Origin of the sequence: Streptococcus sp. Marseille-Q5619, from assembly GCF_946901205.1 — a bacterium.
GTDB lineage: Bacteria > Bacillota > Bacilli > Lactobacillales > Streptococcaceae > Streptococcus.
The window spans coordinates 127,927-152,827 of record NZ_CAMPPO010000004.1 but is presented as its reverse complement, the minus strand read 5'-3'; the positions used below and the strand labels follow the sequence as shown (position 1 = coordinate 152,827).

Sequence of the window (24,901 nt, the reverse complement as noted above, 5' to 3'; positions counted from 1 at the left end):
GTACAAGATTGCCAGCCGAAATGTGGTATAATAAGAGGTAATAGAGTTTTGGAAAGTGAGAGAAAATGATTTCAAAGAGATTAGAATTAGTGGCTTCCTTTGTGCCACAGGGAGCCATTTTACTAGATGTGGGAAGTGACCATGCTTATCTGCCTATCGAGTTGGTCGAAAGAGGCCAAATCAAAAGTGCCATTGCAGGTGAGGTGGTGGAAGGTCCCTACCAATCTGCAGTCAAAAATGTTGAGGTTCACGGCCTAAAGGAGAAAATCCAAGTCCGTTTAGCCAATGGCTTGGCAGCTTTTGAAGAGGCAGACCAAGTGTCGGTCATTACTATTGCTGGCATGGGTGGCCGTTTGATTGCTAGGATTTTAGAAGAAGGCTTGTACAAGTTAGCCAATGTAGGGCGTCTGATTCTCCAGCCAAATAATCGTGAAGACGACTTGCGTATCTGGTTACAAGAGAACGGATTTCAGATTGTAGCTGAAAGCATCTTAGAAGAAGCTGGCAAGTTTTACGAGATTTTGGTTGTGGAAGCAGGACAAATGAAGCTATCAGCCAGTGATGTTCGCTTTGGACCTTTCTTGTGCAAAGAGGTCAGTCCAGTCTTTGTCCAAAAATGGCAAAAAGAATCTGTTAAGCTAGAGTTTGCCCTCGGACAAATCCCTGAAAAAAATTTGGAAGAACGTCAAGTTCTAGTAGATAAAATTCAAGCCATCAAGGAGGTTCTCCATGCTAGCAAGTGAAGTCATTAACCGATATGAAGCTTATTGTCCTCAGGAATTTTCCATGGAGGGAGACAGTCGTGGTCTGCAAATTGGAACTTTGGACAAGGATATCCAAAGTGTCATGGTGGCTCTGGATATTCGTGAAGAAACGGTGGCTGAAGCCATTGAAAAGGGTGTGGACTTGATTATTGCCAAGCACGCGCCGATTTTCCGTCCCATCAAGGATTTGGTAGCTAGCCGTCCGCAAAATCAGATTTACATTGATCTTATCAAGCATGACATTGCAGTTTATGTCAGCCATACCAATATTGATATTGTTGAAAATGGTCTCAATGATTGGTTCTGTCAGATGCTAGGTATCGAGGAAACGACCTATCTGCAGGAGACAGGTCCTGAACGTGGAATTGGTCGTATTGGGAATATTCAGCCTCAGACCTTTGGAGAATTAGCCCAACATGTCAAGCAAGTCTTTGGCCTAGATAGCCTTCGAATGGTGCATTATCAAGAGAATGACTTGCAGAAGTCTATTTCAAGAGTGGCTATCTGTGGTGGAAGCGGGCAGTCTTTCTATAAGGATGCTTTAGCTAAAGGAGCGGAAGTCTATATCACTGGTGACATCTACTACCACACTGCCCAGGATATGCTGTCTGATGGCTTGCTAGCATTGGATCCAGGACACTATATCGAAGTGCTGTTTGTGGAAAAAATCGCAGAGCTTCTTAATCAATGGAAAGAGGAAAAAGGTTGGGAACTAGAGATTTTACCTAGTCAAGCATCAACCAATCCTTTCCACCATATCTAGTTAGAAAGTGAAAACAATGAAAAAAGTTGCCATTATCGGAGCAGGAATTGTGGGTGCAACAGCTGCCTACTACCTCTCGAAAGAAAGTGACCTAGAAGTAACCGTCTTTGACCATGGACAAGGTCAGGCTACCAAGGCTGCAGCAGGAATTATCAGCCCCTGGTTTTCCAAACGACGCAATAAGGTCTGGTACAAAATGGCGCGCTTGGGGGCTGATTTTTATGTGGATTTATTAGCTGATTTAGAGAAATCAGGGCAGGAAATTGACTTTTACCAGCGTTCGGGAGTCTTTCTCTTGAAAAAGGATGAATCCAAGTTGGAAGAACTCTATCAACTAGCCCTCCAGCGTAGAGAAGAATCTCCCTTGATAGGCCAGTTAGCCATTCTGAACCAAGCATCAGCCAATGAATTATTCCCTGACTTGCAGGGATTTGACCACCTGCTCTATGCTTCTGGTGGAGCGAGAGTAGATGGTCAACTCTTAGTGACTCGTTTGCTGGAAGCCGGTCAGGTCAAGCTGGTCAAAGAAAAAGTGACTCTGACACCTTTAGCATCAGGTTACCAGATTGGCGAAGAGGTGTTTGATCAGGTTATTTTGGCGACGGGAGCTTGGTTGGGACACCTGTTAGAGCCTTTAGGTTATGAAGTAGATGTTCGTCCCCAAAAGGGGCAACTCCGAGATTATCAACTTGCCCAAGATATGGAAGCTTACCCTGTTGTTATGCCAGAAGGGGAGTGGGATTTGATTCCTTTTGCAGGTGGGAAATTATCTCTAGGCGCTACCCATGAAAATGATATGGGATTTGATTTGACGGTAGATGAAACCTTGCTCCAACAAATGAAGGAGGCAGCCTTACCTCACTATCCAGTTTTAGCTAGAGCGACTTCAAGAGCTGAGCGTGTGGGAATCCGTGCCTATACCAGTGATTTCTCACCTTTCTTTGGGCAAGTACCTGGCTTAGCAGGTGTCTATGCTGCTAGTGGACTAGGTTCATCAGGCCTCACAACTGGTCCTATCATTGGTTACCACCTAGCACAACTGGTCCAAAGCAGGGAAATGACCTTAGACCCAGCAAACTACCCAATTGAGAACTATGTCAAACTGGTAAAAAGCGAATAATACTCAATGAAAATCAAAGAACAAACTAGGAAACTAGCCGCGGGCTGCTCAAAGCACTGCTTTGAGGTTGTGGATAGAACTGACGAAGTCAGCTCAAAACACTGTTTTGAGATTGTGGATAGAACTGACGAAGTCAGTAACATATATACGGCAAGGCGAAGCTGACGTTGTTTGAAGAGATTTTCGAAGAGTATAAGAATTTTACTGAAATTTTAGCTTAGCTTCTAGGATGGTAAATGACATTCCCTATCAAAAATGGTAAAATAAGAAAAAATCCGAGAATCGAGGAACAAAGATGCAAGAAAAGATTTTGGTAACAGGTGGAGCTGGTTTTATCGGAACCCACACAGTTATTGAGTTAATCCAAGCAGGTCATCAGGTTGTTGTGGTGGATAACCTTGTTAATAGTAACAGAAAAAGTTTAGAAGTTGTTGAGAGAATTACAGGAGTTGAGATTCCTTTTTATGAGGCTGATATCCGTGATACAGATACTCTTCGTGACATTTTCAGACAAGAAGAACCAACAGGGGTCATTCACTTTGCTGGTTTGAAGGCTGTTGGCGAATCAACACGTATCCCTCTTGCCTACTATGACAACAATATCGCTGGAACTGTTAGTCTTTTGAAGGTCATGGAAGAAAACAACTGTAAAAACATCATTTTCAGTTCTTCTGCGACAGTTTACGGGGATCCGCACACAGTGCCCATCTTGGAAGATTTCCCACTTTCAGTGACCAACCCATATGGTCGTACCAAGCTTATGCTTGAGGAAATTTTGACAGATATCTACAAGGCAGACTCAGAATGGAATGTGGTCTTGCTTCGTTACTTTAACCCAATTGGAGCCCATGAGAGTGGTGATTTGGGGGAAAATCCAAACGGTATTCCAAACAATCTCTTGCCATATGTGACTCAAGTAGCCGTTGGAAAATTAGAGCAAGTGCAAGTGTTTGGAGACGATTACGATACCGAAGACGGAACTGGTGTTCGTGACTATATCCACGTTGTTGACTTGGCTAAAGGTCACGTTGCAGCTCTGAAAAAAATCCAAAAGGGTTCAGGTCTAAACATTTATAACCTTGGAACAGGTAAAGGCTACTCAGTTCTTGAAATTATCCAAAACATGGAAAAAGCAGTGGGACGCCCAATTCCTTATCGCATTGTAGACCGTCGCCCAGGTGACATTGCAGCCTGCTATTCAGATCCTGCAAAAGCCAAAGCAGAACTCGGCTGGGAAGCAGAGTTAGGCATTACTCAAATGTGTGAAGACGCATGGCGTTGGCAAAGCAAGCATCCAAATGGATTTGAAGACTAAGATGGTGATGTCAATCATTGTCCCCTGTTTAAACGAAGAGGAAGTACTTCCTCTTTTTTATCAGGCTCTGGAAGCTTTACTTCCAGATTTGGAAACAGAAATCGAGTATGTTTTTGTCGATGATGGATCGAGCGATGGGACCTTGGAACTCTTAAAGGCCTATCGGGAACAAAATCCGGCAGTGCATTATATTTCTTTCTCACGAAATTTTGGCAAAGAAGCAGCTCTGTATGCAGGCTTGCAATATGTGACAGGAGACCTAGTGGTGGTGATGGATGCAGACCTCCAGGATCCTCCGAGTATGTTGCTTGAGATGAAAAATTTACTAGACCAGAATGCAGATTTAGACTGTGTAGGAACACGAAGAACCAGTCGAGAGGGAGAACCCTTCTTTCGCAGTTTCTGTGCTAATCTCTTTTACCGCCTTATGCAAAAAATTAGCCCAGTAGCCTTGCCCTCAGGTGTCCGTGATTTTCGCATGATGAGAAGATCTGTAGTGGATGCTATTTTAAGCTTGACCGAGTCCAATCGTTTTTCAAAGGGGCTCTTTGCCTGGGTCGGTTTTAAAACCCACTATCTGGACTATCCAAATGTCGAAAGGCGGGCTGGCAAGACCAGTTGGAGTTTTAGGCAACTCTTTTTCTACTCTATTGAAGGGATTGTTAATTTTTCAGATTTTCCCTTGATTATCGCCTTTGTGGCTGGTCTCCTATCTTGTTTTCTTTCTCTACTGATGACCTTTTTTGTTGTGGTTCGGACTCTCGTTTTGGGCAATCCGACATCAGGTTGGACCTCTCTGATGGCTGTCATTCTCTTTCTTGGAGGCATTCAACTCTTGACCATTGGGATTCTCGGTAAGTACATCAGTAAGATTTATTTAGAGACTAAAAAAAGACCACTTTATCTGATCAAAGAAAAAAGTGACCTTCCTAATTTTACAGAAAAAAATAGAGTGAAAAGACTATAATTTTACATGGAAATGTGCTAAACTAGAGGGAGTGGATTATCGCCATTGTTTTAGGATTCCTGATTGCTAATCAAAGCACGTGTTGGACAGTTTTTCACAGCCTCTAAGACATCCTGACAAGGAGAAATTTCTTTTTCTAGTTGGTCAGGATCATCGTAAAAACGCACGATTCCATTATCGTGGTAATCAAATAAATCAGAATAAGTTTGGCAAAGTCCACAGGCGATACATCGTTCAGGTATAAGTGTGATTTTCATGTTCATGTTTATATTGTAATAAGAAAAGTAAAAAAAAACAAGGAGTAGGGTATGGAAAAAGAACCGTGGCAAGAAGATATTTATGATCAAGAAGAATCAAGAGCAGAGCGTCGTAAGAGAACTCAAGGCAGAGATGTAGTGGCCAATCGTATCTTGACTATTTTAGCAAGTATTTTCTTTGTGATTGTAGTCGTGATGATTATTGTTCTCATCTATCTTTCATCAGGTGGGAGTAATCGCACGGCAGCCTTGAAAGATTTTCACGATTCTGATGCAAATGTAGTACAGATTTCATCTTCTAGTAGTTCAGAGCAGGCATCTTCTAGTTCGGAGGAAAAGGTAGAAGAGTCATCTAGTAGTTCAGAACATCCAACTGATCCAGAAGGGACGACAAAAGTCTTAGCTGGAGAAGGAGAAGCAGCCATTGCCGCTCGCGCTGGGATTTCGATTGCGCAGTTAGAGGCTTTGAATCCTGGGCACATGGCTACAGGATCTTGGTTTGCTAATCCAGGTGATGTTGTTAAAATCAAATAGGAGTTGATATGAAAACAATTCAAATTGCTATTGACGGTCCTGCTTCAAGTGGTAAGAGTACGGTCGCAAAGATTATTGCCAAGGATTTTGGATACACCTACCTAGATACAGGTGCTATGTATCGTGCAGCGACCTATATGGCTCTCCAAAACCAATTAGGAGTAGAAGAAGTTGAAGCCCTTCTAGCTTTATTGGACCAGCATCCAATTAGTTTTGGGCGTTCAGAAACTGGGGAACAGCTTGTTTTTGTAGGAGATGTGGATATTACCCATCCTATCCGTGAAAATGAAGTGACCAATCATGTTTCTGCTATTGCAGCAATTCCTCAAGTACGTGAGAAACTAGTTTCTCTCCAGCAAGAAATCGCCCAGCAAGGCGGGATTGTCATGGATGGCCGCGATATTGGAACTGTTGTATTGCCACAAGCAGAATTAAAAATTTTCCTAGTAGCTTCGGTAGATGAAAGAGCAGAGCGCCGTTACAAGGAAAATATTGCCAAGGGAATTGAAACAGACTTTGAAACACTAAAAGAGGAAATTGCTGCGCGTGACTACAAGGATAGTCATCGTGAGACTTCTCCTCTCAAACAAGCAGAGGATGCTGTCTACCTTGATACAACTGGTTTGAACATTCAAGAAGTAGTTGAAAAAATCAAAGCAGAAGCTGAAAAAAGAATGTAGATGTAGAAAAGCCGATAGATGGATATCGGTTTTTTCTAAATTTGTCAAAATGCTGATTTTAGGGTATAATAGTTGCTGTTCGAGAAATTTTGATTTTCAAAGAATAGTGAATGATGATAAGGAGAAACCATGAACAACTTACCAAATTGCCCACAATGTAACTCAGAGTATGTCTACGAAGACGGTGCCCTACTGGTTTGCCCAGAGTGTGCTTATGAGTGGAATCCTGCTGAAGTTGCAGATGTAGAGGAGGGCCTTGTCGCTATCGATGCCAACGGAAATAAATTGGCTGACGGTGATACTGTTACCCTCATCAAGGACTTGAAAGTAAAAGGTGCGCCAAAAGATTTGAAACAAGGAACGCGCGTGAAAAATATCCGCATCGTAGAAGGCGACCACAATATCGACTGTAAGATTGATGGCTTCGGTGCCATGAAACTCAAATCAGAGTTTGTGAAGAAGATTTAAGTATGTCAAAACACTACAAACTTGTATTTTATAGCCGTATCTTCTTGTTTCTAGCGGCTTTTACGGGAGTTTATCTTGAAATTACCAAGCATGGTGGTTTTGGGATGCTGCTCTATTATACGGTTCTGTCCAACCTCTTAGTCGCGATTTTTACGCTCTATCTCCTAAAGGTTATGAGCCGTTTAGGTGAAAACTGGCAAAGATCAAGTCTCTTGCGCTTAAAAGGTGGGGTCACCATGAGTATCATGATTACCTGTGTGATTTACCATTTCCTCTTAGCGCCTATTGCGACTAATTTCTATACCCTAGAAAATTTCCTTTGCCACTATATCGTTCCCCTCTGGTTTTTCGCAGATACCCTCTTTTTTGACAAACAGGGTCAATACAAGATTTGGGATCCAATTGTGTGGACCATTTTACCCTTGCTGTATATGATGTTTGCTCTTTTTAATGGCTTGGTTCTAAAACTCAATATTCCAAATGCCAAGGATAATCCTTTCCCTTACTTCTTTTTGAATGTGAACAAGGGTTGGGATGTTGTGTTTAAGTGGTGTCTGATTATCTTTGTTGCCTATATGGTAGCAGGATTTATCTTCTACTTTATTAAGCAAATCAAGAGAAAGTCCTGAGACACAAGGGATTCATTTTCGAGTTTAAGAAGGAGTCTGTATACCAATGAGGCTTCTTCTTTTCTTGCTTGTTTGCTAACTATCAAAAAATAGAAGATAAAGAGAAATATAGAAAGAGATTTCATGAAACAATTTTTAGAACGGGCCAGTATTTTGGCTCTCTCCCTCGTTTTGATTACGTCCTTTTCCATCTCGAGTGCCCTGCCAGCTATGTTTGACTATTATCAAGGCTATCCTAAGGAACAAATTGAGCTCTTGGCGAGCTTGCCTTCCTTTGGAATCATGATGATGTTACTACTAAATGGTTTCTTAGAAAAAATCTTTCCTGAGCGCTTACAAATTAGTTTGGGATTGCTGATTTTATCACTGAGTGGAACAGCACCCTTTTGGTATCAAGCCTATCCTTTTGTCTTTGGAACACGGATTCTTTTTGGTTTGGGTCTTGGGATGATCAATGCCAAGGCTATTTCTATCATCAGTGAGCGTTATCAAGGGAAAACGCGAATTCAGATGTTAGGGCTACGTGGTTCTGCAGAGGTTGTTGGAGCTTCTCTCATTACCTTGGCAGTCGGCCAGTTGTTGGCCTTTGGTTGGACAGCTACTTTCTTAGCCTATAGTGCTGGATTTTTGGTGCTGACCCTCTATCTGCTCTTTGTCCCTTATGGAAAAGAAAAGAAAGAAGTCAAGAAAAAAGCGAAGGAAGCAAGTCGCTTAACTCGAGAAATGAAAGGCTTGATTTTTACCCTAGCTATTGAAGCAGCAGTTGTAGTTTGTACCAATACGGCTATTACCATCCGTATTCCAAGTTTGATGGTGGAAAGAGGACTTGGAGACGCCCAGTTATCTAGTTTTGTTCTTAGTGTCATGCAGTTAATCGGGATTGTAGCTGGTGTGAGTTTTTCTTTTTTGATTTCTATCTTTAAAGAGAAACTGCTCCTCTGGTCTGGTATTACCTTTGGCTTAGGGCAAATTGTGATTGCTTTATCTCCATCCTTGTGGGTGGTAGTGGCAGGGAGTATTCTGGCTGGTTTTGCCTATAGTGTAGCCTTGACGACAGTCTTTCAACTTGTCTCTGAAAGAATTCCAGCTAAGCTCCTCAATCAAGCAACCTCATTTGCAGTTTTAGGCTGTAGTTTCGGAGCCTTTACAACCCCATTCGTTCTAGGTGCAATTGGCTTACTAACTCACAATGGGATGTTGGTCTTTGCTATCTTAGGATCTTGGTTAATTGTAACCTCTATCTTTGTCATGTACCTACTCCAAAAGAGAGCTTAGGATTGGTTTCCTAGGTTTTTCTTTTGAGTTTTTTGTACCCAGACAATATTTATTTTAGAACCTTGTCTACAGATTAATTTCTTGATAAAATAGAAGTTATGACGAGATATAAAGCAACTATTTCCTATGATGGTTACGCCTTTGCTGGTTTTCAGCGCCAGCCTCATGCGCGTAGCGTTCAGGAAGAAATTGAAAAAACCTTGACTAGATTGAATAAGGGGAAAGCCATCACTGTTCACGGTGCTGGTAGGACTGATAGTGGGGTTCATGCTTTGGGACAGGTTATTCATTTTGACCTACCTTATCAGATGGATGAGGAGAAGCTCCGTTTTGCTTTGGACACTCAGTCTCCTGAAGATATTGATGTGATTTCAATTGAGCTTGTGGCGGATGATTTTCATTGTCGTTATGCCAAGCATAGCAAGACCTATGAGTTTATCGTGGATAGAGGACGTCCCAAAAATCCGATGCGCCGTCACTATGCCACCCACTTCCCTTACCCACTTGATGTGGAGAGGATGCAGGAGGCCGTCAAAAAGCTAGAAGGAACCCATGATTTCACTGGCTTTACAGCCTCTGGGACTAGTGTAGAGGATAAGGTTCGCACTATTACAGAAGCCAGTCTTAGGGTTGATGAGACAGGCCAGTTTTTGACTTTTACCTTTTCAGGAAATGGTTTCTTGTATAAACAGATTCGCAATATGGTGGGGACGCTACTCAAAATTGGCAATAACCGCATGCCAGTAGAGCAGATTGACCTCATCTTGGAGAAGAAGGACAGGCAACTTGCAGGTCCCACTGCAGCACCTAATGGTTTGTATTTAAAGGAGATTCGTTATGAAGAATAATCGTATTTTAGCACTTTCAGGAAATGATATTTTTAGTGGTGGTGGATTGTCCGCTGATTTGGCTACCTATACCTTGAACGGCTTGCATGGCTTTGTAGCAGTGACTTGTTTGACAGCCTTGACAGAAAAAGGATTTGAAGTCTTTCCAACTGACGATACCATTTTTCAACATGAATTAGATAGCTTACGTGATGTGGAGTTTGGGGGAATTAAGATTGGTCTCCTACCAACTGTCAGTGTGGCTGAGAAGGCATTGGACTTTATCAAGCAACGCCCAGGAGTGCCTGTGGTTCTGGATCCTGTCTTGGTCTGCAAGGAAACGCACGACGTAGCAGTTAGTGAACTCTGCCAAGAGTTGGTTCGCTTTTTCCCTCATGTCAGTGTGATTACGCCTAATCTTCCTGAAGCAGAATTACTAGCAGATCAAGAGATTAAAACCCTTGAAGATATGAAAACTGCAGCACAGAAATTGCATGAATTAGGAGCGCCAGCAGTTATTATCAAGGGAGGCAATCGCCTTAGTCAGGACAAGGCTGTAGATGTCTTTTATGATGGACAAACCTTTACAGTGTTGGAAAATCCTGTCATCCAAGGGCAAAATGCTGGCGCAGGTTGTACCTTTGCCTCTAGCATTGCCAGTTACTTGGTTAAAGGTGATGAACTTTTATCAGCAGTAGAAAGCTCTAAGGCTTTCGTTTACCGTGCCATTGTACAAGCAGATCAGTATGGAGTAAGACAATATGAAGCAAACCAAAACAACTAAAATCGCCCTTGTATCCCTATTAACCGCCCTTTCTGTGGTTCTAGGTTATTTCTTAAAAATTCCAACACCGACAGGCATTCTAACTCTTTTAGATGCGGGTGTCTTCTTTACGGCCTTTTACTTTGGTAGTCGTGAAGGGGCTGTAGTCGGAGGACTAGCAGGCTTCTTGATTGACCTCTTATCAGGCTATCCTCAGTGGATGTTCTTTAGCTTGGTCAACCATGGCTTGCAGGGATTTTTCGCAGGATTTAAAGGAAAAACTCAGTGGTTAGGCCTTATCTTAGCAACGATTGCCATGGTAGGGGGTTACGCCTTGGGTTCTACATTGATGAATGGCTGGGCAGCAGCCCTACCAGAAATTTTACCAAATTTCATGCAAAATATAGTAGGGATGATTGTAGGATTTATTCTTAGTCAAAGTATCAAGAAGATTAAGTAAAGAGACTGAGTCAAAAGTCTTTCAAATAAGAAAAACGCATAGTATCAGGTGTTCAAAACTTGATACTATGCGTTTTATTGTGGGAAGATTTTATACTCTTCAAAAATCTCTTCAAACCGCGTCAACGTCGCCTTGTCGTAGATATGGTTACTGACTTCGTCAGTTCTATCCACAACCTCAAAACAGTGTTTTGAGCTGACTTCATCAGTCTTATCTACAACCTCAAAACAGTGTTTTGAGCAACCTGCGGCTAGTTTCCTAGTTTGCTCTTTGATTTTCATTGAGTATTAGATGAATATTAATCAAAATAAAGCAAGTCTTTGCTGGTGCTTGTAAAGAGGTCAAAGCCATCCTTGGTAACAACACCGCAGTCTTCGATACGGACACCGACTTTACCAGGGATATAGATACCTGGTTCAACAGAGAAGCACATGCCTTCTTCGATGACCATGTCGTTTCCTTCCATGATAGATGGGAATTCGTGGACATCCATACCGATACCGTGACCGAGACGGTGGTTGAAGTACTCGCCGTAACCAGCTTTTTCGATGACCTCACGGGCAGCACGGTCTACTTCATGGGCAGTCACACCTGGTTTGATAAAGTCAAGAGCAGCTTGTTGGGCTTCAAGAGTCAAGTTGTAAATGTCTTTCTTGAATTGGTCAGGTTTGCCGACAGCGACTGTACGAGTCATATCAGATGCGTAGCCGTTGACCAGAACACCAAGGTCAAAGAGGAGAAGAGCATCATTTTCAACCTTGTTTGCCGCTGGAATGCCGTGTGGATTTGCAGCATTATCACCAGTCAAGACCATAGTATCAAAGCTCATTTCATAGCCTTCACGTTTCATAGCAAAGTCGATTTGGGCGATGATATCTGTCTCAGTTTTATCAAGAGAAATATTGTCAAAACCAACATTGACAGCCTTATCAGCATAGAGACCTGAAACCATCATTTTTTGTACTTCATCAGCGGATTTGATGAGGCGCATACGTTGGATACGAGGAGTGAGGTTTTCAAACTCAGCAGTCTCAAAGACTGTTTTCAAGCCATGGTATTTAGTCAAGATGAGATTGTCAAACTCAACTGCGACACGTTTGAAGTCAAGTTGTGGAAGAGCATGTTTCATTTTTTGCCATGGATTTTCAGAGTCCACATAGCCCACAACTGGGAAAGAGACAGTGCTACTTGCACGTTCCACTTCAAGGGCTGGGACAAAGAGGAGAGGTTCCTGATCAGCTAGGACAAAAAGGAACATTTGGCGTTCATGGGGATCACTGTAAAAGCCAGTGAGGTAATTGATTGTGACGGGGTCAGATACGACAGCGACGTCTAGTTTTTCTGATTCAAGATATGTTACGATTTGTTGTAATTTAGACATATGCTACCTTCTTTCTACCCCTCTATTTTGGCAAAAAAAGAGAGAAAATGCAAGGGAGAAGGGTAAAAGAAAAGACAAAAAGAACTCCGGTAAGATAGCAGAGTTCTTTGATATGGTTTTCCTTGGTTTAAGAAAAGTCAGCCTTGCTTTTGACGTCGCTGTATTCTTCAGCGATTTCTTGGCTGAGGATGTCCTCATAGGCAGGGAGTTGGATGTCCTGTCCGTACTTTTTTTTGAGGGCAGTAGTGACTAGGCGATAAGCCAGATTGGCATTACGAGAGAGGATAGGTCCGTGGAAGTAGGAACCAAAGACATTCTTATAATGAACACCTTCACCGACCTTTTCTTCATTGTTTCCATTTCCATAGACAACCTGTCCCAGCGGTTTTTGGTCATCAGAAAGGAAGGTACGGCCCTGGTGATTTTCAAAGCCATAGTAGGTTTCATCGAAATCTTCATTGTGAATCTTGATGTCACCGATGAAACGGTTATTGGTCTGGTTGAGGGTATAGTGGCCCATAACCCCTAGCCCTTCGATACGTTTACCTGAAGCTTCAACATAATATTGGCCCAATAGTTGGAAACCACCGCAGATAGCGAGAACTACACCGTCGTTCTGGATGTAGTTATCAATGCTCTCTTTTTTAGCAGGTAGGTCGTCTGCAATAATACTTTGTTCAAAATCTTGACCGCCACCGAAAAAGGCAATGTCGTAGTGGTTTTCATCAAAGTCATCATGGATAGAAACGATGTCAACTGTCACATGGGCTCCCAGTTTTTCAGCCACATACTTGAGCATGAGGATGTTTCCATTGTCCCCGTAGGTATTCATGAGGTTTCCATAGAGGTGGGCAATGTTGAGCTGATAAGGGTAATTGCCAGCTTTTGAGGAAAGTGAAGTATAAACCATTAGTTCATCTCCTTTCTAACAATCTGACGACTAGCCAGCAGTTCGCGGAATTCCAGCATAGCGGTATAGGTAGCTAGAATATAAGCATGCTTACAGTCTTGGTTTTCAATGGTTTTAAGAACTTGTTCCAGACTACTTGTTTCAGTAATTTTATCAGCTGGATAGCCAGTTACTCGTAGACGACGTGCGATTTCAGAATGGCGAACACCGCCAGCGTTGATTTCAGGGATATCCATCTCAGTGATTTGTTCAAAATCAGCATCCCAGATCCAGCTGGTATCAATTCCATCTGCATAGTTAGCGTTAAGGAGGACAGATAGGCTAAATGGGTAAGGTGCTAGTTTGATCATCTCGATAGCTTGAGTTGCACCGACTGGATTTTTAATCAAGACAAGGGTACATTCTTTATCACCGATATGGAAGGTTTCTTGGCGTCCAAAGACAGCGCGGCTCTTGTCAAATCCTTGCTTGATGAGTTGCGAATCGGCACCAAGGAAACGGGCAATAGCAACCGCAGCTAGAGCATTGTAGATATTGTAGAGCCCACCGATTTGAATTCCGTATTCTTGTCCGTCGATGACAAAGCGAGAGCGATTGTTGGTCAACTCAACCAGTTCTGTCAAGCGATAGTCTAGATCAGGACGTTTACATCCACAACCTTCACAGATATAGGCACCTAAGTTTGCATAGGTATTGTGCTCATATTTGAGGATGCCTTGACAGTCAGGGCAAAGAATCCCTTCGGTATTGTAGTGAGCCAGTTTGGCTGGCCCTTTTTCTAAGTCAAAACCAAAATACTCTACAGGATTTGGAATAGCTGGTTTGTAGAAAAGCGGACTGTCACCGTTGAGGAGAACAGTAGCCGTAGGCACCTTACGAATAGCATCCAAAATCATCTTGTAAGTTGTGTAAATTTCACCGTAGCGGTCCATCTGGTCACGGAAGATATTCGTGATGACAAAAAGGCTAGGTTGGATATAGTCACAGATACGAGATAGACTGGCTTCGTCGATTTCGAGGACGGCAATGTTTTTCCCAGTTTTAGAAGATTTGGCTGTTAAGAAGGTTGTTGCAATCCCTGTAATCATGTTGGCACCACTAGGATTGGTCAGAACCTGACCATAAACTTCTTTTAAAATGCCGACAGTGAGGGCAGTTGTCAAGGTTTTTCCATTGGTTCCAGTGACCACGACAATCTCGTAGTTCTTAGCTAGGTTTTGTAAAATATCTTTATCAAATTGAAGGGCGAGTTTTCCTGGGAGCGTACTTCCACGGCCAAGACGGCTTAAAACGAAGTGGGAAGAACGCCCAGCAAGAAGGCCCAAAGTAGTTTTTAATTTCATGTTTCTATTATATCATAAAAGAGGGAAAAGACGGATATGGTGTTTCGCAGAAACAAAAACAGCCCAAAGAGGGCTGTTCGATACGATTAAACTCAACTTAAATCGCAAACAAGTCATTCAAGTTCTCAGCCAAGGTTGGGTGAGTGAAGATTTGTTTTGTGAAGTAAGTGTAAGGAATCTTGTTGTCCATCGCAACAGTGATGATGTTGATAATTTCTTGAGAACCTTCTGAGAAGATGCTTGCTCCAAGAATTTCTTTTGTTTCAGTATTGACAACAGCTTTGAAGGCTCCGCGAAGATCTCCATTTACGTGACCGCGAGGCATTGCTGCAACAGGGATTTCCTTAACAGCGTATGGAAGTTTCAAATCAGCTGCTTGGCTTTCAGTCAAACCAACTTGTGAAAGTGCAGGTGTGATGAACATAGTGTTTGGTACATTGAGACGGTCTTCAAGAGTGTAGCTGCCATCTCCAGCAAGGTAGCTGTAAACAACACGGAAGTCATCAAGTGAAATGTAAGTAAATTGAAGTCCACCGTTGACATCTCCAACCGCAAAGACACCAGGAACGTTTGTTTGACAATGTTTGTCTACTTTAATAGCGCCACGTTCAGTTAGTTCAATATCTGTATTTTCAAGTTGAAGTGGTTCTACGTTTGGTTTGCGTCCAGTTGCGTAGAGAAGGGCATCGAAACGGTAAGTTTCGTTTTCAGTTACGACAAGGACTTGGTCACCGTCGTTTTTGATTTCAGTAGTACGGATGTTTTGAAGTAACTCAATGCCATCTTCTTCCATGTATTGTTTAGCAAGATCTGCAATGGAAGGTTCTGCACGAGGTAGGAAAGTATCCAAGGCATCTAGGACTGTAACCTTGCTTCCAAGTTTGTTGTAAAGGCCAGCAAATTCAAGACCGATATTTCCGCCACCAAGGACACCAAGTTTTTCAGGCAATTTGTCCAAGTTTTGGATACCTGTTGAGTCAAAGACATTCTTGCTTGTAGCAAGTCCTGGGATTGGCAAGACGTTTGAAACAGCACCAGTGTTGATGACGATAGTTTCAGCAGTTAGTTCTTTCTTTTCATCACCAGCTTGGATTTCGATGACTTTATTTGAAAGGAAGTGAGCTTCCGCATCAAAAATATCGACACCTGTACCAGCAACAGTTGCATAGTTTTTACCGTTGAGGCGACCAGTGATAGTATTTTTTGTAGCAATCACTTCTTCAAAAGACAAGTCTTTCTCAGCAGCAACTAGCAAAGTTTTAGTTGGGATACAACCGATGTTGATACAAGTTCCACCGTACATAGCTTTGCTACGTTCAACGAGGGCAACTTTTTTGCCAGCTGAAGCCAATTTACCAGCTAGTGTTTTACCAGCTTTACCAAATCCGATAACGATTAAATCATAAGTTAACATTTATCTTCCTCCTATTTCGAATTTCATTCTAGCACAAGAAAAAAACTTTTGCACAATTCTGCTACGAAAAAGACAGAAAAAAATAAAAACGCTTTCCAGACAAAAAGCTAGTAATTTTTTGACAAGCTTGATAAACTAAAATCCTATCTATTTTTATATAAGATAGAATAAATGTTCGAAAATAGGAGGTTTTATGAAATCGAATCGTTATATTATTGCCTTTGCTGGGGTCATTTTACACTTAATGCTGGGTTCGACTTATGCTTGGAGTGTTTATCGTAACCCTATTATTGAAAAAACGGGATGGGATCAGGCTTCTGTTGCCTTTGCCTTTAGTCTAGCAATCTTTTGTTTAGGCTTATCGGCTGCATTTATGGGGCGTTTGGTAGAAAAATTTGGTCCGAGAGTCATGGGGAGTCTATCTGCTTTTCTATACGCAGGTGGAAATATCTTAACAGGATTTGCAATAGACCGTCAGGAACTGTGGTTGTTGTATCTGGCTTACGGCATTTTAGGTGGGCTTGGTTTGGGAGCAGGCTATATTACCCCTGTGTCAACGATTATAAAATGGTTTCCTGATAAACGTGGTCTCGCAACAGGTTTAGCGATTATGGGGTTTGGTTTTGCTTCTTTATTGACTAGTCCCATAGCGCAACATCTCATCGCAGGGGTAGGGCTTGTAGAAACTTTTTATATTTTAGGTGCAAGTTACTTTATTATCATGCTCCTAGCTTCACAATTCATTAAGCGTCCAAATGAGCAAGAGCTTGCAATTTTATCTGCTTCAGGGAAAGAAAAAACAGCCTCTTTGACGCAAGGAATGGCTGCAAATCAGGCTCTGAAAAGCAATCGGTTTTATATACTTTGGATTATTTTCTTTATCAACATAGCTTGTGGTTTAGGCTTAATTTCAGCGGCATCGCCAATGGCACAGGAGATGGCTGGCTTGTCTACAAGTCATGCAGCAGTAATGGTGGGCGTTTTAGGGATTTTCAATGGATTTGGTCGCTTGCTCTGGGCGAGCTTATCTGACTATATCGGTCGCCCCCTAACCTTTAGTATATTACTGCTTGTCAATCTTTTCTTTTCTCTCTCACTTTGGCTCTTTACAGATTCCGTTTTATTTGTAGTCGCTATGTCTATTTTGATGACTTGCTATGGAGCTGGTTTTTCATTGATTCCAGCTTATCTCAGTGATATTTTTGGAACCAAGGAATTGGCCGCTCTGCATGGTTATATTTTAACAGCTTGGGCAATGGCTGGTTTAGCAGGACCTATTTTATTAGCAGAGACTTATAAAATGGCTCATTCTTACACACAAACCTTGTTCGTTTTTATCATTTTATATAGTATCGCCTTGGCTTTGTCTTATTATCTAGGTCGTTCCATCAAAAAGGAAAGCCAAAAACCGCTTACATGATTTTCTAGAGAAATTAGGCTATCTTTTGCTCTGGTCTTGTGTTATACTAGATGGGTTGCAAAGAAAACAGTACTTTTCTTTTGTGGAAAAGAAGCAACACGATTTTGTATCCAGTATATGAAAATACGTCATAAAAAGAAAAGTATACACTAAGCCCTATAGGGTGGCTTCGCACCACCTTTAGAAAGAAGAATAACGTGAAATTTAATGAATTAAACTTGTCTGCTGATTTGCTAGCAGAGATTGAAAAAGCTGGTTTTGTAGAAGCCAGTCCGATCCAAGAACAAACCATTCCTTTGGCCCTTGAAGGCAAGGACGTTATCGGTCAAGCTCAGACTGGTACAGGAAAAACTGCAGCTTTTGGCTTGCCTACTCTTGAAAAAATCCGTACAGAAGAAGCGACCATCCAAGCCTTGGTCATCGCTCCAACTCGTGAACTCGCTGTCCAAAGTCAAGAAGAACTATTCCGCTTTGGTCGTAGTAAGGGAGTCAAAGTTCGCTCAGTATATGGCGGATCAAGCATTGAAAAACAAATTAAGGCTCTTAAATCTGGTGCCCATATCGTGGTGGGAACACCTGGTCGTCTCTTGGACTTGATTAAACGCAAGGCCTTGAAATTACAAGATATTGAAACTCTCATCCTTGACGAAGCAGATGAAATGCTCAACATGGGCTTCCTTGAAGATATCGAAGCCATCATTTCTCGTGTTCCTGAAAACCGTCAAACCTTACTTTTCTCAGCAACTATGTCAGATGCTATCAAACGTATCGGTGTTCAGTTTATGAAAGAACCTGAGCATGTGAAGATTGCGGCTAAGGAATTGACAACAGAATTGGTTGACCAGTACTATATCCGAGTTAAGGAACAAGAAAAATTTGATACCATGACTCGTCTTATGGATGTGGAACAACCAGAACTTGCTATCGTATTTGGTCGTACTAAACGCCGTGTAGATGAATTGACTCGTGGTCTTAAAATCCGTGGTTTCCGTGCCGAAGGAATTCATGGTGACCTGGACCAAAACAAACGTCTGCGTGTCCTTCGTGACTTTAAAAATGGCAATCTTGATGTTTTGGTTGCGACAGACGTTGCTGCGCGTGGTTTGGATATTTCAGGTGTGACTCATGTCTATAACTACGATATTCCACAAGATCCTGAAAGTTATGTTCACCGTATTGGTCGTACAGGTCGTGCTGGTAAGTCAGGTCAGTCTATTACTTTCGTATCACCAAATGAAATGGGTTACCTCCAAATCATTGAAAACTTGACTAAGAAACGCATGAAAGGTCTCAAACCTGCAAGTGCAGAAGAAGCCTTCCAAGCTAAAAAGCAAGTAGCTCTTAAGAAAATCGAACGTGATTTTGCAGATGAAACCATTCGTGCCAACTTTGAGAAATTTGGCAAGGATGCTCGTAAACTAGCTGCCGAATTTACTCCAGAAGAATTGGCAATGTATATTTTGAGTCTGACTGTTCAAGACCCAGATAGCCTTCCAGAAGTGGAGATTGCGCGTGAAAAACCACTGCCATTTAAACCATCCGGTAATGGCTTCGGTGGTAAAGCTAAGGGAGGTCGTCGTGGAGATGACCGTCGTGATAATCGCCGTGGAGACAACCGTCGTGGTGGCCGCCGTGATGATTTCAAAAAAGGAAGTCGTGGCAACGATCGTTTTGATAAGGAAAAACGTTACCGTAAGGATAATAAAAAACCACGCACTACTTCAAGCGAAAAGCAAACAGGCTTTGTTATTCGTAACAAGGGCGATAAATAGGAAAAAGCGGTTCAAAATGAATCGCTTTTTTATATAAGGAGACCGAATGTGAAAAAAGATAAATAAAATTGTTGTATTATCTTTTTATAATGTTATGATACACAAAAACAGGCAACTTGTCAATAGAAAAGGAACAATTTAATTAAAAATATTCTGGTTTTTAAAAATTGCAAGTCAATAAGGAATTTTCAGATAATTATTGAAAAAGAGACGTTTTTATGTTATAATGATAGCGATTAAATTCGAGGTGAAAAATGGCACATTTATTAGAAAAAACAAGAAAAATTACATCAATTTTGAAGCGTTCAGAGGAGCAGTTGCAGGATGAGCTTCCTTACAACGCTATTACGCGTCAATTAGCGGATATTATTCATTGCAATGCTTGTATTATCAATAGCAAGGGACGTCTGCTTGGCTATTTTATGCGTTATAAAACAAATACAGATCGCGTAGAGCAATTCTTCCAAACTAAGATTTTCCCAGATGACTACGTTCAAGGGGCTAATATGATTTACGAAACAGAAGCAAACTTGCCTGTTGAGCATGATATGAGTATTTTCCCTGTTGAGAGTAGAGATGATTTTCCAGATGGCTTGACAACTATTGCACCGATTCATGTATCGGGGATTCGCCTAGGTTCTTTGATCATTTGGCGCAATGATAAAAAATTCGAAGACGAGGACTTGATTCTTGTTGAGATTGCCAGTACCGTTGTTGGGATTCAGCTTCTTAACTTCCAACGTGAAGAAGATGAGAAAAATATCCGTCGCCGTACTGCTGTTACCATGGCGGTTAATACCCTTTCTTACTCCGAACTCCGTGCTGTTTCAGCAATTTTAGGGGAATTAAATGGAAATGAAGGGCAGTTAACTGCGTCTGTAATTGCAGACCGTATCGGAATTACCCGTTCTGTGATTGTCAATGCCCTTCGTAAACTTGAGTCCGCTGGGATTATTGAAAGTCGCTCACTTGGAATGAAGGGAACCTACCTCAAGGTCTTGATTACAGATATTTTTGAAGAAGTGAAGAAAAGAGATTACTAATGACTAAGGCTTTGATTTCGATTGATTATACAGAAGATTTTGTTGCCGACAGTGGTAAATTGACAGCAGGTGCTCCAGCTCAAGCTATTTCGGAAGCCATTAGCAAGGTGACTCGATTAGCTTTTGAAAGAGGAGATTACATCTTCTTTACCATTGATGCGCACGAGGAAAATGATTGTTTCCATCCAGAAAGTAAACTATTCCCTCCTCATAATCTGATTGGGACGAGCGGACGGAATTTATATGGAGATTTGGGGATCTTTTATCAAGAGCATGGTTCAGACAGTCGTGTCTTTTGGATGGATAAACGCCATTACTCAGCTTTTTCAGGGACTGACCTAGATATTCGTTTGAGAGAGCGTCGAATTTCTACAGTTATCTTAACAGGTGTCTTGACGGATATCTGTGTCCTGCATACAGCTATAGATGCCTATAATCTAGGATATGATATCGAGATTGTTCAATCAGCTGTTGCTTCTATCTGGCCTGAAAATCATCAATTTGCCCTAGGTCATTTCAAAAATACACTCGGAGCTAAGTTAGTAGATGACAATCTAAATGAAATTTTAGAGTAATTTGGTTGATGAAATGAAAAAAATTGAAAAAAAGTGTTGACAAGCATCCTAAAAGTTGATATACTAGTAAAGTAATCGACGCGGGGATGGCGGAATTGGCAGACGCGCAGGACTAAGGATCCTGTGACCGCTTTAGGTCGTGAGGGTTCAAGTCCCTCTCTCCGCATAGGATAAGAGTTAGCTTAGGCTAGCTCTTTTGTATTTCTCTAAAAAATTAGAATCCAGTCAAATGTAGTGGAGAATCAGCGAAAATATGGGAAAGCTGATCCTTGTTTCTGCTTTTGTGAAGAATAATAAAGATTATCTTCTTAAAATTCTCCGATATTCTCTAAAGTTTTGTGCAAGTTGCACAGAACTTTTTTATTTTTTTGGTCACCTTGCCATAGAAATGTAAAGCGTTTTCATCTATAATAAAACTATCAAATAACAAAAGGAGTTCACCTCATGGTAGAATTGAATCTTAAAAATATTTACAAAAAATATCCAAACAGCGAACATTATTCAGTTGAAGACTTCAACTTGGACATCAAAGACAAAGAATTTATCGTTTTCGTAGGTCCTTCAGGATGTGGTAAATCAACTACTCTTCGTATGATTGCTGGTCTTGAAGATATTACAGAAGGTACTGCATCTATCGATGGCGTGGTTGTCAACGACGTAGCTCCAAAAGACCGTGACATCGCCATGGTATTCCAAAACTACGCTCTTTACCCACACATGACTGTATACGATAACATGGCTTTCGGTTTGAAATTGCGTAAATACAGCAAGGAAGATATCGATAAACGTGTGCAAGAAGCAGCTGAAATTCTTGGATTGAAAGAGTTCTTGGAACGTAAACCAGCTGACCTTTCAGGTGGTCAACGTCAACGTGTTGCCATGGGTCGTGCCATCGTTCGTGACGCAAAAGTATTCTTGATGGACGAACCTTTGTCAAACTTGGATGCCAAACTTCGTGTATCAATGCGTGCTGAAATCGCGAAAATCCACCGTCGTATCGGAGCTACAACTATCTACGTAACTCACGACCAAACAGAAGCGATGACACTTGCAGACCGTATCGTTATCATGTCAGCAACTAAGAACCCTGCTGGTACAGGTACTATCGGACGTGTTGAACAAATCGGTACTCCTCAAGAAGTTTACAAAAACCCAGTTAATAAATTCGTAGCAGGATTCATCGGAAGCCCAGCAATGAACTTCATCAATGTGAAATTAGTTGGTAGCGAAATTATTTCTGATGGTTTCCGTTTGAAAGTTCCAGAAGGAGCATTGAAAGTTCTTCGCGAAAAAGACTACGAAGGTAAAGAGTTGATTTTCGGTATCCGTCCAGAAGATGTGAATGCAGAACCTGCTTTCCTTGAAACATTTCCAGACTGTGTTGTAAAAGCGACTATCTCTGTATCAGAACTGCTTGGTTCAGAATCTCACCTATACTGCCAAGTTGGTAAAGACGAGTTTGTTGCCAAAGTTGATGCTCGTGACTACTTGCAAACAGGTGCAACAGTTGAACTTGGATTTGACTTGAACAAAGCACACTTCTTTGATGTAGAAACTGAAAAAACAGTCTATTAAAATAAATAAAATTCAAAGCACTACAAGAAAAGATATCTCTTTATCAATTGTAGTGGAGAGATATCAGTTAATCTAGGGAGAGAAACAAGATGCTTCTCTCCTTTTTGCTAGGGAAGTCATATTATGCATCTATCTTGTGATGTCCCTGAGATAAAAATGATCATCTTATTTGGCTTATAGGGTGACTAGCAGATGAAATACTGTTTTCTCTTTCTTCTTTACTAGAAAATATGGTATAATAGAGAGTAAAAACTTTGAAAGAAAGAAAAAAGATGAATTTAAAAGATTATATTGCAACAATTGAAAATTATCCAAAGGAAGGAATTACCTTCCGTGATATTAGTCCTTTGATGGCTGATGGGAATGCTTATAGCTACGCTGTTCGTGAAATTGTTCAGTATGCTACTGACAAGAAAATCGACATGATTGTAGGGCCTGAGGCTCGTGGATTTATCGTGGGCTGTCCAGTTGCCTTTGAGTTGGGAATTGGTTTTGCGCCTGTTCGTAAGCCAGGTAAATTGCCACGCGAAGTTATTTCTGCTGACTATGAAAAAGAGTACGGTGTCGATACCTTGACTATGCACGCGGATGCCATTAAGCCAGGTCAACGTGTTCTGATCGTAGATGACCTCTTGGCAACAGGTGGAACTGTTAAGGCAACTATCGAGATGATTGAAAGACTTGGTGGTATTGTAGCGGGTTGTGCCTTCCTTGTTGAATTGGATGAATTGAATGGCCGTGAAAAAATCGGTGACTACGATTACAAAGTTCTCATGCATTATTAATGAAAAACAGTCCCTAGGGCTGTTTTCTCTACATTAGGATATAAAAATAGACTATAGCTAGTTAGAGAAAAACTATAATTGAAAACTATATCTTCTTGCAGTATAATAAAAGGACTAAGTGTTTGAGATTTGGCTTCAAACATATGCAATGATTCCTGAAAGAATACAGTTAGGAGAGGGTTATGCCGATTCGAATTGATAAAAAATTGCCAGCTGTTGAGATTTTACGGACAGAGAACATCTTTGTCATGGATGATCAACGTGCTGCTCACCAAGATATTCGTCCTTTGAAGATTTTAATTTTAAATCTCATGCCACAGAAAATGGTCACAGAAACCCAGTTGTTACGCCACTTGGCTAATACCCCCCTACAACTGGATATTGATTTTCTCTATATGGAGAGCCACCGTTCTAAGACAACTCGTTCAGAGCACATGGAGACCTTTTATAAAACTTTTCCTGAAGTCAAGGATGAGTATTTTGATGGGATGATTATCACGGGTGCTCCAGTTGAACATTTACCATTTGAGGAAGTGGACTATTGGGAGGAATTTAGCCAGGTGCTTGAGTGGTCCAAGACTCATGTCTATTCGACGCTTCATATCTGTTGGGGGGCTCAGGCTGGGCTCTACCTACGCTATGGGGTAGAAAAATACCAGATGGACAGTAAGTTATCAGGTATTTATCCTCAGGATGCTTTAAAAGAAGGGCACCTTCTTTTTAGAGGCTTTGACGATAGCTATGTATCCCCTCATTCACGGCACACGGAGATTTCTAAGGAAGAAGTCTTAAACAAAACCAATCTCGAGATTTTATCAGAAGGGCCACAGGTTGGGGTTTCGATTTTGGCTAGTCGTGATTTACGAGAAATTTATAGTTTTGGGCATTTGGAATATGATCGTGATACCTTGGCAAATGAATATTTCCGAGATCGTGATGCAGGTTTGGATCCTCATATTCCAGAAAATTACTTTAAGGATGATGATGTCAACCAGACACCTTGTCTTTGTTGGTCTTCATCAGCAGCCCTCTTTTTCAGTAACTGGGTGAATTATGCGGTCTATCAGGAGACGCCTTTTGACTGGAGAAAGATAGAAGATGATGCATCCGCATTTGGGTATTTATAAGAGGAATTATGACATATTTAGACGCTTTTAAATCAGGGAACTTGGTTTTACCGAGTGCCCTGCTCTTGCATTTTAAGGAACTCTTTCCTTCTAGCGACGATTTTCTGGTCTGGCAATTTTTCTATTTGCAAAATACGACAGGCTTGGAAGAAATGTCGCCAAGCCAGATTGCTGAAAGGATTGGCAAGGAAATTTCGGATGTCAACCAGTCTATCTCTAATCTGACGGAGAGGGGACTTCTCCAGTATCGTACTATCGAATTAAATGGTGAAATCGAATTGCTTTTTGATGCTAGTTTGGCTTTGGAACGCTTGGACGACTTGCTTGGAGTCGCTGATTCAAGTTCAGACCAGTTGACACCTCAGAATCAGCTCAAGGATTTGGTGGAAACCTTCCAGCAGGAATTGGGACGCTTGTTGACACCTTTTGAGATTGAAGATTTGACCAAGACACTAAAGGAAGATGGAACCAGTGCTGACTTGATTAAGGAGGCTCTTCGTGAAGCTGTTTTAAATGGAAAAGCAAACTGGAAGTACATTCAGGCGATTTTGAGAAACTGGCGCCATGAAGGTATCAAAAGTGTGGCTCAAATTGAGGCTAAGCGGGCAGAAAGAGAAGCCAGCAATCCTCAGTTGACACAGGTATCTGTGGATTTTAGAAATGCCATGGATCTCTGGAAGGATTAATCGTTGGAAGCAGGCTTGAAATCCGAGTAAGATTTGCAAGCTGTGTCT

General features: G+C 41.5%; 28 protein-coding genes and 1 tRNA gene. 23 read left to right on the top strand and 6 right to left on the bottom strand.

The genetic code is table 11. The features are described 5' to 3' along the window. Window positions 1-65: 65 nt before the first annotated feature. The 6 genes from OC530_RS06175 to OC530_RS06150 all read left to right on the top strand — a co-directional run bounded on the left by OC530_RS06175 (window position 66) and on the right by OC530_RS06150 (window position 4,929). Window positions 66-743, top strand: a complete 678-nt coding sequence (locus tag OC530_RS06175) for a tRNA (adenine(22)-N(1))-methyltransferase TrmK (protein WP_262080548.1) — start codon at window positions 66-68, stop codon at window positions 741-743. Then, entirely contained in the window at window positions 730-1,527 is a 798-nt protein-coding gene (locus OC530_RS06170) for a Nif3-like dinuclear metal center hexameric protein (protein WP_173270224.1), read from the top strand. Before OC530_RS06175 ends, OC530_RS06170 begins: the two co-directional genes overlap by 14 nt. A 16-nt stretch (window positions 1,528-1,543) precedes the next feature. Beyond that, window positions 1,544-2,647, top strand: coding sequence for an FAD-dependent oxidoreductase (locus OC530_RS06165; protein ID WP_262080546.1), 1,104 nt, complete (start codon window positions 1,544-1,546; stop codon window positions 2,645-2,647). A 6-nt stretch (window positions 2,648-2,653) separates the two neighbouring features. Beyond that, window positions 2,654-2,812, top strand: a complete 159-nt coding sequence (locus OC530_RS06160) for a hypothetical protein (RefSeq protein WP_262080544.1) — start codon at window positions 2,654-2,656, stop codon at window positions 2,810-2,812. A 130-nt stretch (window positions 2,813-2,942) separates the two neighbouring features. Then, window positions 2,943-3,962, top strand: a complete 1,020-nt coding sequence (galE, locus tag OC530_RS06155) for a UDP-glucose 4-epimerase GalE (RefSeq protein WP_262080543.1) — start codon at window positions 2,943-2,945, stop codon at window positions 3,960-3,962. 1 nt (window position 3,963) lies between these two features. After that, the gene (locus OC530_RS06150) at window positions 3,964-4,929 is read left to right on the top strand and encodes a glycosyltransferase family 2 protein (protein WP_262080541.1); all 966 of its coding nucleotides are present in this window, start codon (window positions 3,964-3,966) and stop codon (window positions 4,927-4,929) included. Between the two features lie 50 nt (window positions 4,930-4,979). Here the strand turns inward: OC530_RS06150 and OC530_RS06145 are convergent, their stop codons facing one another. Next, window positions 4,980-5,186, bottom strand: coding sequence for a ferredoxin (locus OC530_RS06145; RefSeq protein WP_261061105.1), 207 nt, complete (start codon window positions 5,184-5,186; stop codon window positions 4,980-4,982). 51 nt (window positions 5,187-5,237) lie between these two features. On the opposite strand from OC530_RS06145, the gene OC530_RS06140 reads away from it, so the two are divergent. The 8 genes from OC530_RS06140 (at window position 5,238) to OC530_RS06105 (ending at window position 10,822) form a co-directional block, all read left to right on the top strand. Then, a complete protein-coding gene (locus OC530_RS06140; RefSeq protein WP_262080538.1) occupies window positions 5,238-5,720 on the top strand; it encodes an SAG1386/EF1546 family surface-associated protein in 483 nt (160 codons plus the stop codon). Between the two features lie 8 nt (window positions 5,721-5,728). Next, complete coding sequence (gene cmk, locus OC530_RS06135; RefSeq protein ID WP_061750357.1) at window positions 5,729-6,400, top strand: (d)CMP kinase; 672 nt, start codon at window positions 5,729-5,731, stop codon at window positions 6,398-6,400. A 129-nt stretch (window positions 6,401-6,529) separates the two neighbouring features. After that, window positions 6,530-6,868, top strand: a complete 339-nt coding sequence (locus tag OC530_RS06130) for a zinc ribbon domain-containing protein YjdM (protein ID WP_061817739.1) — start codon at window positions 6,530-6,532, stop codon at window positions 6,866-6,868. A gap of 2 nt (window positions 6,869-6,870) precedes the next feature. Further along, window positions 6,871-7,497: a Pr6Pr family membrane protein gene (locus tag OC530_RS06125; RefSeq protein WP_262080531.1), complete on the top strand. Its 627-nt coding sequence runs from the start codon at window positions 6,871-6,873 to the stop codon at window positions 7,495-7,497. A gap of 123 nt (window positions 7,498-7,620) precedes the next feature. Continuing rightward, window positions 7,621-8,772 (top strand): MFS transporter, encoded by a 1,152-nt coding sequence (locus tag OC530_RS06120; RefSeq protein WP_261061101.1) that lies wholly within the window; start codon window positions 7,621-7,623, stop codon window positions 8,770-8,772. Window positions 8,773-8,870: 98 nt separating this feature from the next. Further along, the gene (gene truA, locus OC530_RS06115) at window positions 8,871-9,620 is read left to right on the top strand and encodes a tRNA pseudouridine(38-40) synthase TruA (protein WP_262080528.1); all 750 of its coding nucleotides are present in this window, start codon (window positions 8,871-8,873) and stop codon (window positions 9,618-9,620) included. Continuing rightward, a complete protein-coding gene (locus tag OC530_RS06110; RefSeq protein WP_173234671.1) occupies window positions 9,610-10,383 on the top strand; it encodes a bifunctional hydroxymethylpyrimidine kinase/phosphomethylpyrimidine kinase in 774 nt (257 codons plus the stop codon). Before truA ends, OC530_RS06110 begins: the two co-directional genes overlap by 11 nt. Next, window positions 10,361-10,822 carry an ECF transporter S component gene (locus OC530_RS06105; RefSeq protein ID WP_173234673.1) on the top strand — a complete coding sequence of 154 codons (462 nt, stop codon included), beginning with the start codon at window positions 10,361-10,363 and terminating at the stop codon, window positions 10,820-10,822. Before OC530_RS06110 ends, OC530_RS06105 begins: the two co-directional genes overlap by 23 nt. Before the next feature lie 74 nt (window positions 10,823-10,896). Here OC530_RS06105 and OC530_RS06100 read toward each other — a convergent pair whose 3' ends face one another. The 5 genes from OC530_RS06100 to OC530_RS06080 form a co-directional block, all read right to left on the bottom strand. After that, window positions 10,897-11,103 (bottom strand): hypothetical protein, encoded by a 207-nt coding sequence (locus OC530_RS06100; protein ID WP_112443985.1) that lies wholly within the window; start codon window positions 11,101-11,103, stop codon window positions 10,897-10,899. Window positions 11,104-11,120: 17 nt separating this feature from the next. Beyond that, on the bottom strand, window positions 11,121-12,203 hold the full coding sequence (locus OC530_RS06095) for a Xaa-Pro peptidase family protein (RefSeq protein WP_262080523.1): 1,083 nt from the start codon (window positions 12,201-12,203) through the stop codon (window positions 11,121-11,123). A 127-nt stretch (window positions 12,204-12,330) separates the two neighbouring features. Next, on the bottom strand, window positions 12,331-13,113 hold the full coding sequence (gatD, locus tag OC530_RS06090; protein ID WP_262080521.1) for a lipid II isoglutaminyl synthase subunit GatD: 783 nt from the start codon (window positions 13,111-13,113) through the stop codon (window positions 12,331-12,333). Beyond that, window positions 13,113-14,456 carry a lipid II isoglutaminyl synthase subunit MurT gene (gene murT, locus OC530_RS06085; RefSeq protein WP_262080519.1) on the bottom strand — a complete coding sequence of 448 codons (1,344 nt, stop codon included), beginning with the start codon at window positions 14,454-14,456 and terminating at the stop codon, window positions 13,113-13,115. The genes gatD and murT overlap by 1 nt, the downstream gene beginning before the upstream one ends. 97 nt (window positions 14,457-14,553) lie before the next feature. Next, complete coding sequence (locus tag OC530_RS06080) at window positions 14,554-15,870, bottom strand: FAD-containing oxidoreductase (protein ID WP_262080518.1); 1,317 nt, start codon at window positions 15,868-15,870, stop codon at window positions 14,554-14,556. Window positions 15,871-16,063: 193 nt separating this feature from the next. Here OC530_RS06080 and OC530_RS06075 point away from each other — a divergent pair, with 193 nt between their 5' ends. The 9 genes from OC530_RS06075 to OC530_RS06035 all read left to right on the top strand — a co-directional run bounded on the left by OC530_RS06075 (window position 16,064) and on the right by OC530_RS06035 (window position 24,853). After that, the gene (locus OC530_RS06075) at window positions 16,064-17,290 is read left to right on the top strand and encodes an OFA family MFS transporter (RefSeq protein ID WP_173218594.1); all 1,227 of its coding nucleotides are present in this window, start codon (window positions 16,064-16,066) and stop codon (window positions 17,288-17,290) included. Between the two features lie 197 nt (window positions 17,291-17,487). Continuing rightward, window positions 17,488-19,062, top strand: a complete 1,575-nt coding sequence (locus tag OC530_RS06070; protein WP_262080515.1) for a DEAD/DEAH box helicase — start codon at window positions 17,488-17,490, stop codon at window positions 19,060-19,062. Between the two features lie 254 nt (window positions 19,063-19,316). Further along, window positions 19,317-20,105 carry a GTP-sensing pleiotropic transcriptional regulator CodY gene (codY, locus tag OC530_RS06065; RefSeq protein WP_262080513.1) on the top strand — a complete coding sequence of 263 codons (789 nt, stop codon included), beginning with the start codon at window positions 19,317-19,319 and terminating at the stop codon, window positions 20,103-20,105. Then, window positions 20,105-20,680: an isochorismatase family cysteine hydrolase gene (locus tag OC530_RS06060; protein ID WP_262080511.1), complete on the top strand. Its 576-nt coding sequence runs from the start codon at window positions 20,105-20,107 to the stop codon at window positions 20,678-20,680. The genes codY and OC530_RS06060 overlap by 1 nt, the downstream gene beginning before the upstream one ends. A gap of 80 nt (window positions 20,681-20,760) precedes the next feature. Further along, a tRNA-Leu gene (locus tag OC530_RS06055) sits at window positions 20,761-20,846 on the top strand. 278 nt (window positions 20,847-21,124) lie between these two features. Then, window positions 21,125-22,255, top strand: coding sequence for a sn-glycerol-3-phosphate ABC transporter ATP-binding protein UgpC (locus OC530_RS06050; RefSeq protein WP_262080510.1), 1,131 nt, complete (start codon window positions 21,125-21,127; stop codon window positions 22,253-22,255). Window positions 22,256-22,527: 272 nt separating this feature from the next. Beyond that, window positions 22,528-23,040 carry an adenine phosphoribosyltransferase gene (locus OC530_RS06045; protein WP_173283495.1) on the top strand — a complete coding sequence of 171 codons (513 nt, stop codon included), beginning with the start codon at window positions 22,528-22,530 and terminating at the stop codon, window positions 23,038-23,040. A 182-nt stretch (window positions 23,041-23,222) separates the two neighbouring features. Beyond that, window positions 23,223-24,167, top strand: coding sequence for a homoserine O-succinyltransferase (gene metA, locus OC530_RS06040; protein WP_173213481.1), 945 nt, complete (start codon window positions 23,223-23,225; stop codon window positions 24,165-24,167). Between the two features lie 8 nt (window positions 24,168-24,175). Continuing rightward, window positions 24,176-24,853, top strand: coding sequence for a DnaD domain-containing protein (locus tag OC530_RS06035; protein ID WP_173226800.1), 678 nt, complete (start codon window positions 24,176-24,178; stop codon window positions 24,851-24,853). Window positions 24,854-24,901 lie beyond the last annotated feature (48 nt).

Coding starts and splice junctions, on each gene's coding strand:
- OC530_RS06165 (WP_262080546.1), top strand. CDS start 1,544: ATGAAAAAAGTTGCCATTATCGGAGCAGGAATTGTGGGTGCAACAGCT.
- OC530_RS06170 (WP_173270224.1), top strand. CDS start 730: ATGCTAGCAAGTGAAGTCATTAACCGATATGAAGCTTATTGTCCTCAG.
- OC530_RS06140 (WP_262080538.1), top strand. CDS start 5,238: ATGGAAAAAGAACCGTGGCAAGAAGATATTTATGATCAAGAAGAATCA.
- OC530_RS06075 (WP_173218594.1), top strand. CDS start 16,064: ATGAAATCGAATCGTTATATTATTGCCTTTGCTGGGGTCATTTTACAC.
- OC530_RS06050 (WP_262080510.1), top strand. CDS start 21,125: ATGGTAGAATTGAATCTTAAAAATATTTACAAAAAATATCCAAACAGC.
- murT (WP_262080519.1), bottom strand. CDS start 14,456: ATGAAATTAAAAACTACTTTGGGCCTTCTTGCTGGGCGTTCTTCCCAC.
- OC530_RS06160 (WP_262080544.1), top strand. CDS start 2,654: ATGAAAATCAAAGAACAAACTAGGAAACTAGCCGCGGGCTGCTCAAAG.
- OC530_RS06175 (WP_262080548.1), top strand. CDS start 66: ATGATTTCAAAGAGATTAGAATTAGTGGCTTCCTTTGTGCCACAGGGA.
- OC530_RS06120 (WP_261061101.1), top strand. CDS start 7,621: ATGAAACAATTTTTAGAACGGGCCAGTATTTTGGCTCTCTCCCTCGTT.
- OC530_RS06060 (WP_262080511.1), top strand. CDS start 20,105: ATGACTAAGGCTTTGATTTCGATTGATTATACAGAAGATTTTGTTGCC.
- codY (WP_262080513.1), top strand. CDS start 19,317: ATGGCACATTTATTAGAAAAAACAAGAAAAATTACATCAATTTTGAAG.
- OC530_RS06045 (WP_173283495.1), top strand. CDS start 22,528: ATGAATTTAAAAGATTATATTGCAACAATTGAAAATTATCCAAAGGAA.
- OC530_RS06095 (WP_262080523.1), bottom strand. CDS start 12,203: ATGTCTAAATTACAACAAATCGTAACATATCTTGAATCAGAAAAACTA.
- OC530_RS06150 (WP_262080541.1), top strand. CDS start 3,964: ATGGTGATGTCAATCATTGTCCCCTGTTTAAACGAAGAGGAAGTACTT.
- OC530_RS06110 (WP_173234671.1), top strand. CDS start 9,610: ATGAAGAATAATCGTATTTTAGCACTTTCAGGAAATGATATTTTTAGT.
- OC530_RS06145 (WP_261061105.1), bottom strand. CDS start 5,186: ATGAAAATCACACTTATACCTGAACGATGTATCGCCTGTGGACTTTGC.
- OC530_RS06125 (WP_262080531.1), top strand. CDS start 6,871: ATGTCAAAACACTACAAACTTGTATTTTATAGCCGTATCTTCTTGTTT.
- metA (WP_173213481.1), top strand. CDS start 23,223: ATGCCGATTCGAATTGATAAAAAATTGCCAGCTGTTGAGATTTTACGG.
- OC530_RS06130 (WP_061817739.1), top strand. CDS start 6,530: ATGAACAACTTACCAAATTGCCCACAATGTAACTCAGAGTATGTCTAC.
- OC530_RS06080 (WP_262080518.1), bottom strand. CDS start 15,870: ATGTTAACTTATGATTTAATCGTTATCGGATTTGGTAAAGCTGGTAAA.
- gatD (WP_262080521.1), bottom strand. CDS start 13,113: ATGGTTTATACTTCACTTTCCTCAAAAGCTGGCAATTACCCTTATCAG.
- galE (WP_262080543.1), top strand. CDS start 2,943: ATGCAAGAAAAGATTTTGGTAACAGGTGGAGCTGGTTTTATCGGAACC.
- OC530_RS06035 (WP_173226800.1), top strand. CDS start 24,176: ATGACATATTTAGACGCTTTTAAATCAGGGAACTTGGTTTTACCGAGT.
- OC530_RS06105 (WP_173234673.1), top strand. CDS start 10,361: ATGAAGCAAACCAAAACAACTAAAATCGCCCTTGTATCCCTATTAACC.
- truA (WP_262080528.1), top strand. CDS start 8,871: ATGACGAGATATAAAGCAACTATTTCCTATGATGGTTACGCCTTTGCT.
- OC530_RS06100 (WP_112443985.1), bottom strand. CDS start 11,103: ATGAAAATCAAAGAGCAAACTAGGAAACTAGCCGCAGGTTGCTCAAAA.
- cmk (WP_061750357.1), top strand. CDS start 5,729: ATGAAAACAATTCAAATTGCTATTGACGGTCCTGCTTCAAGTGGTAAG.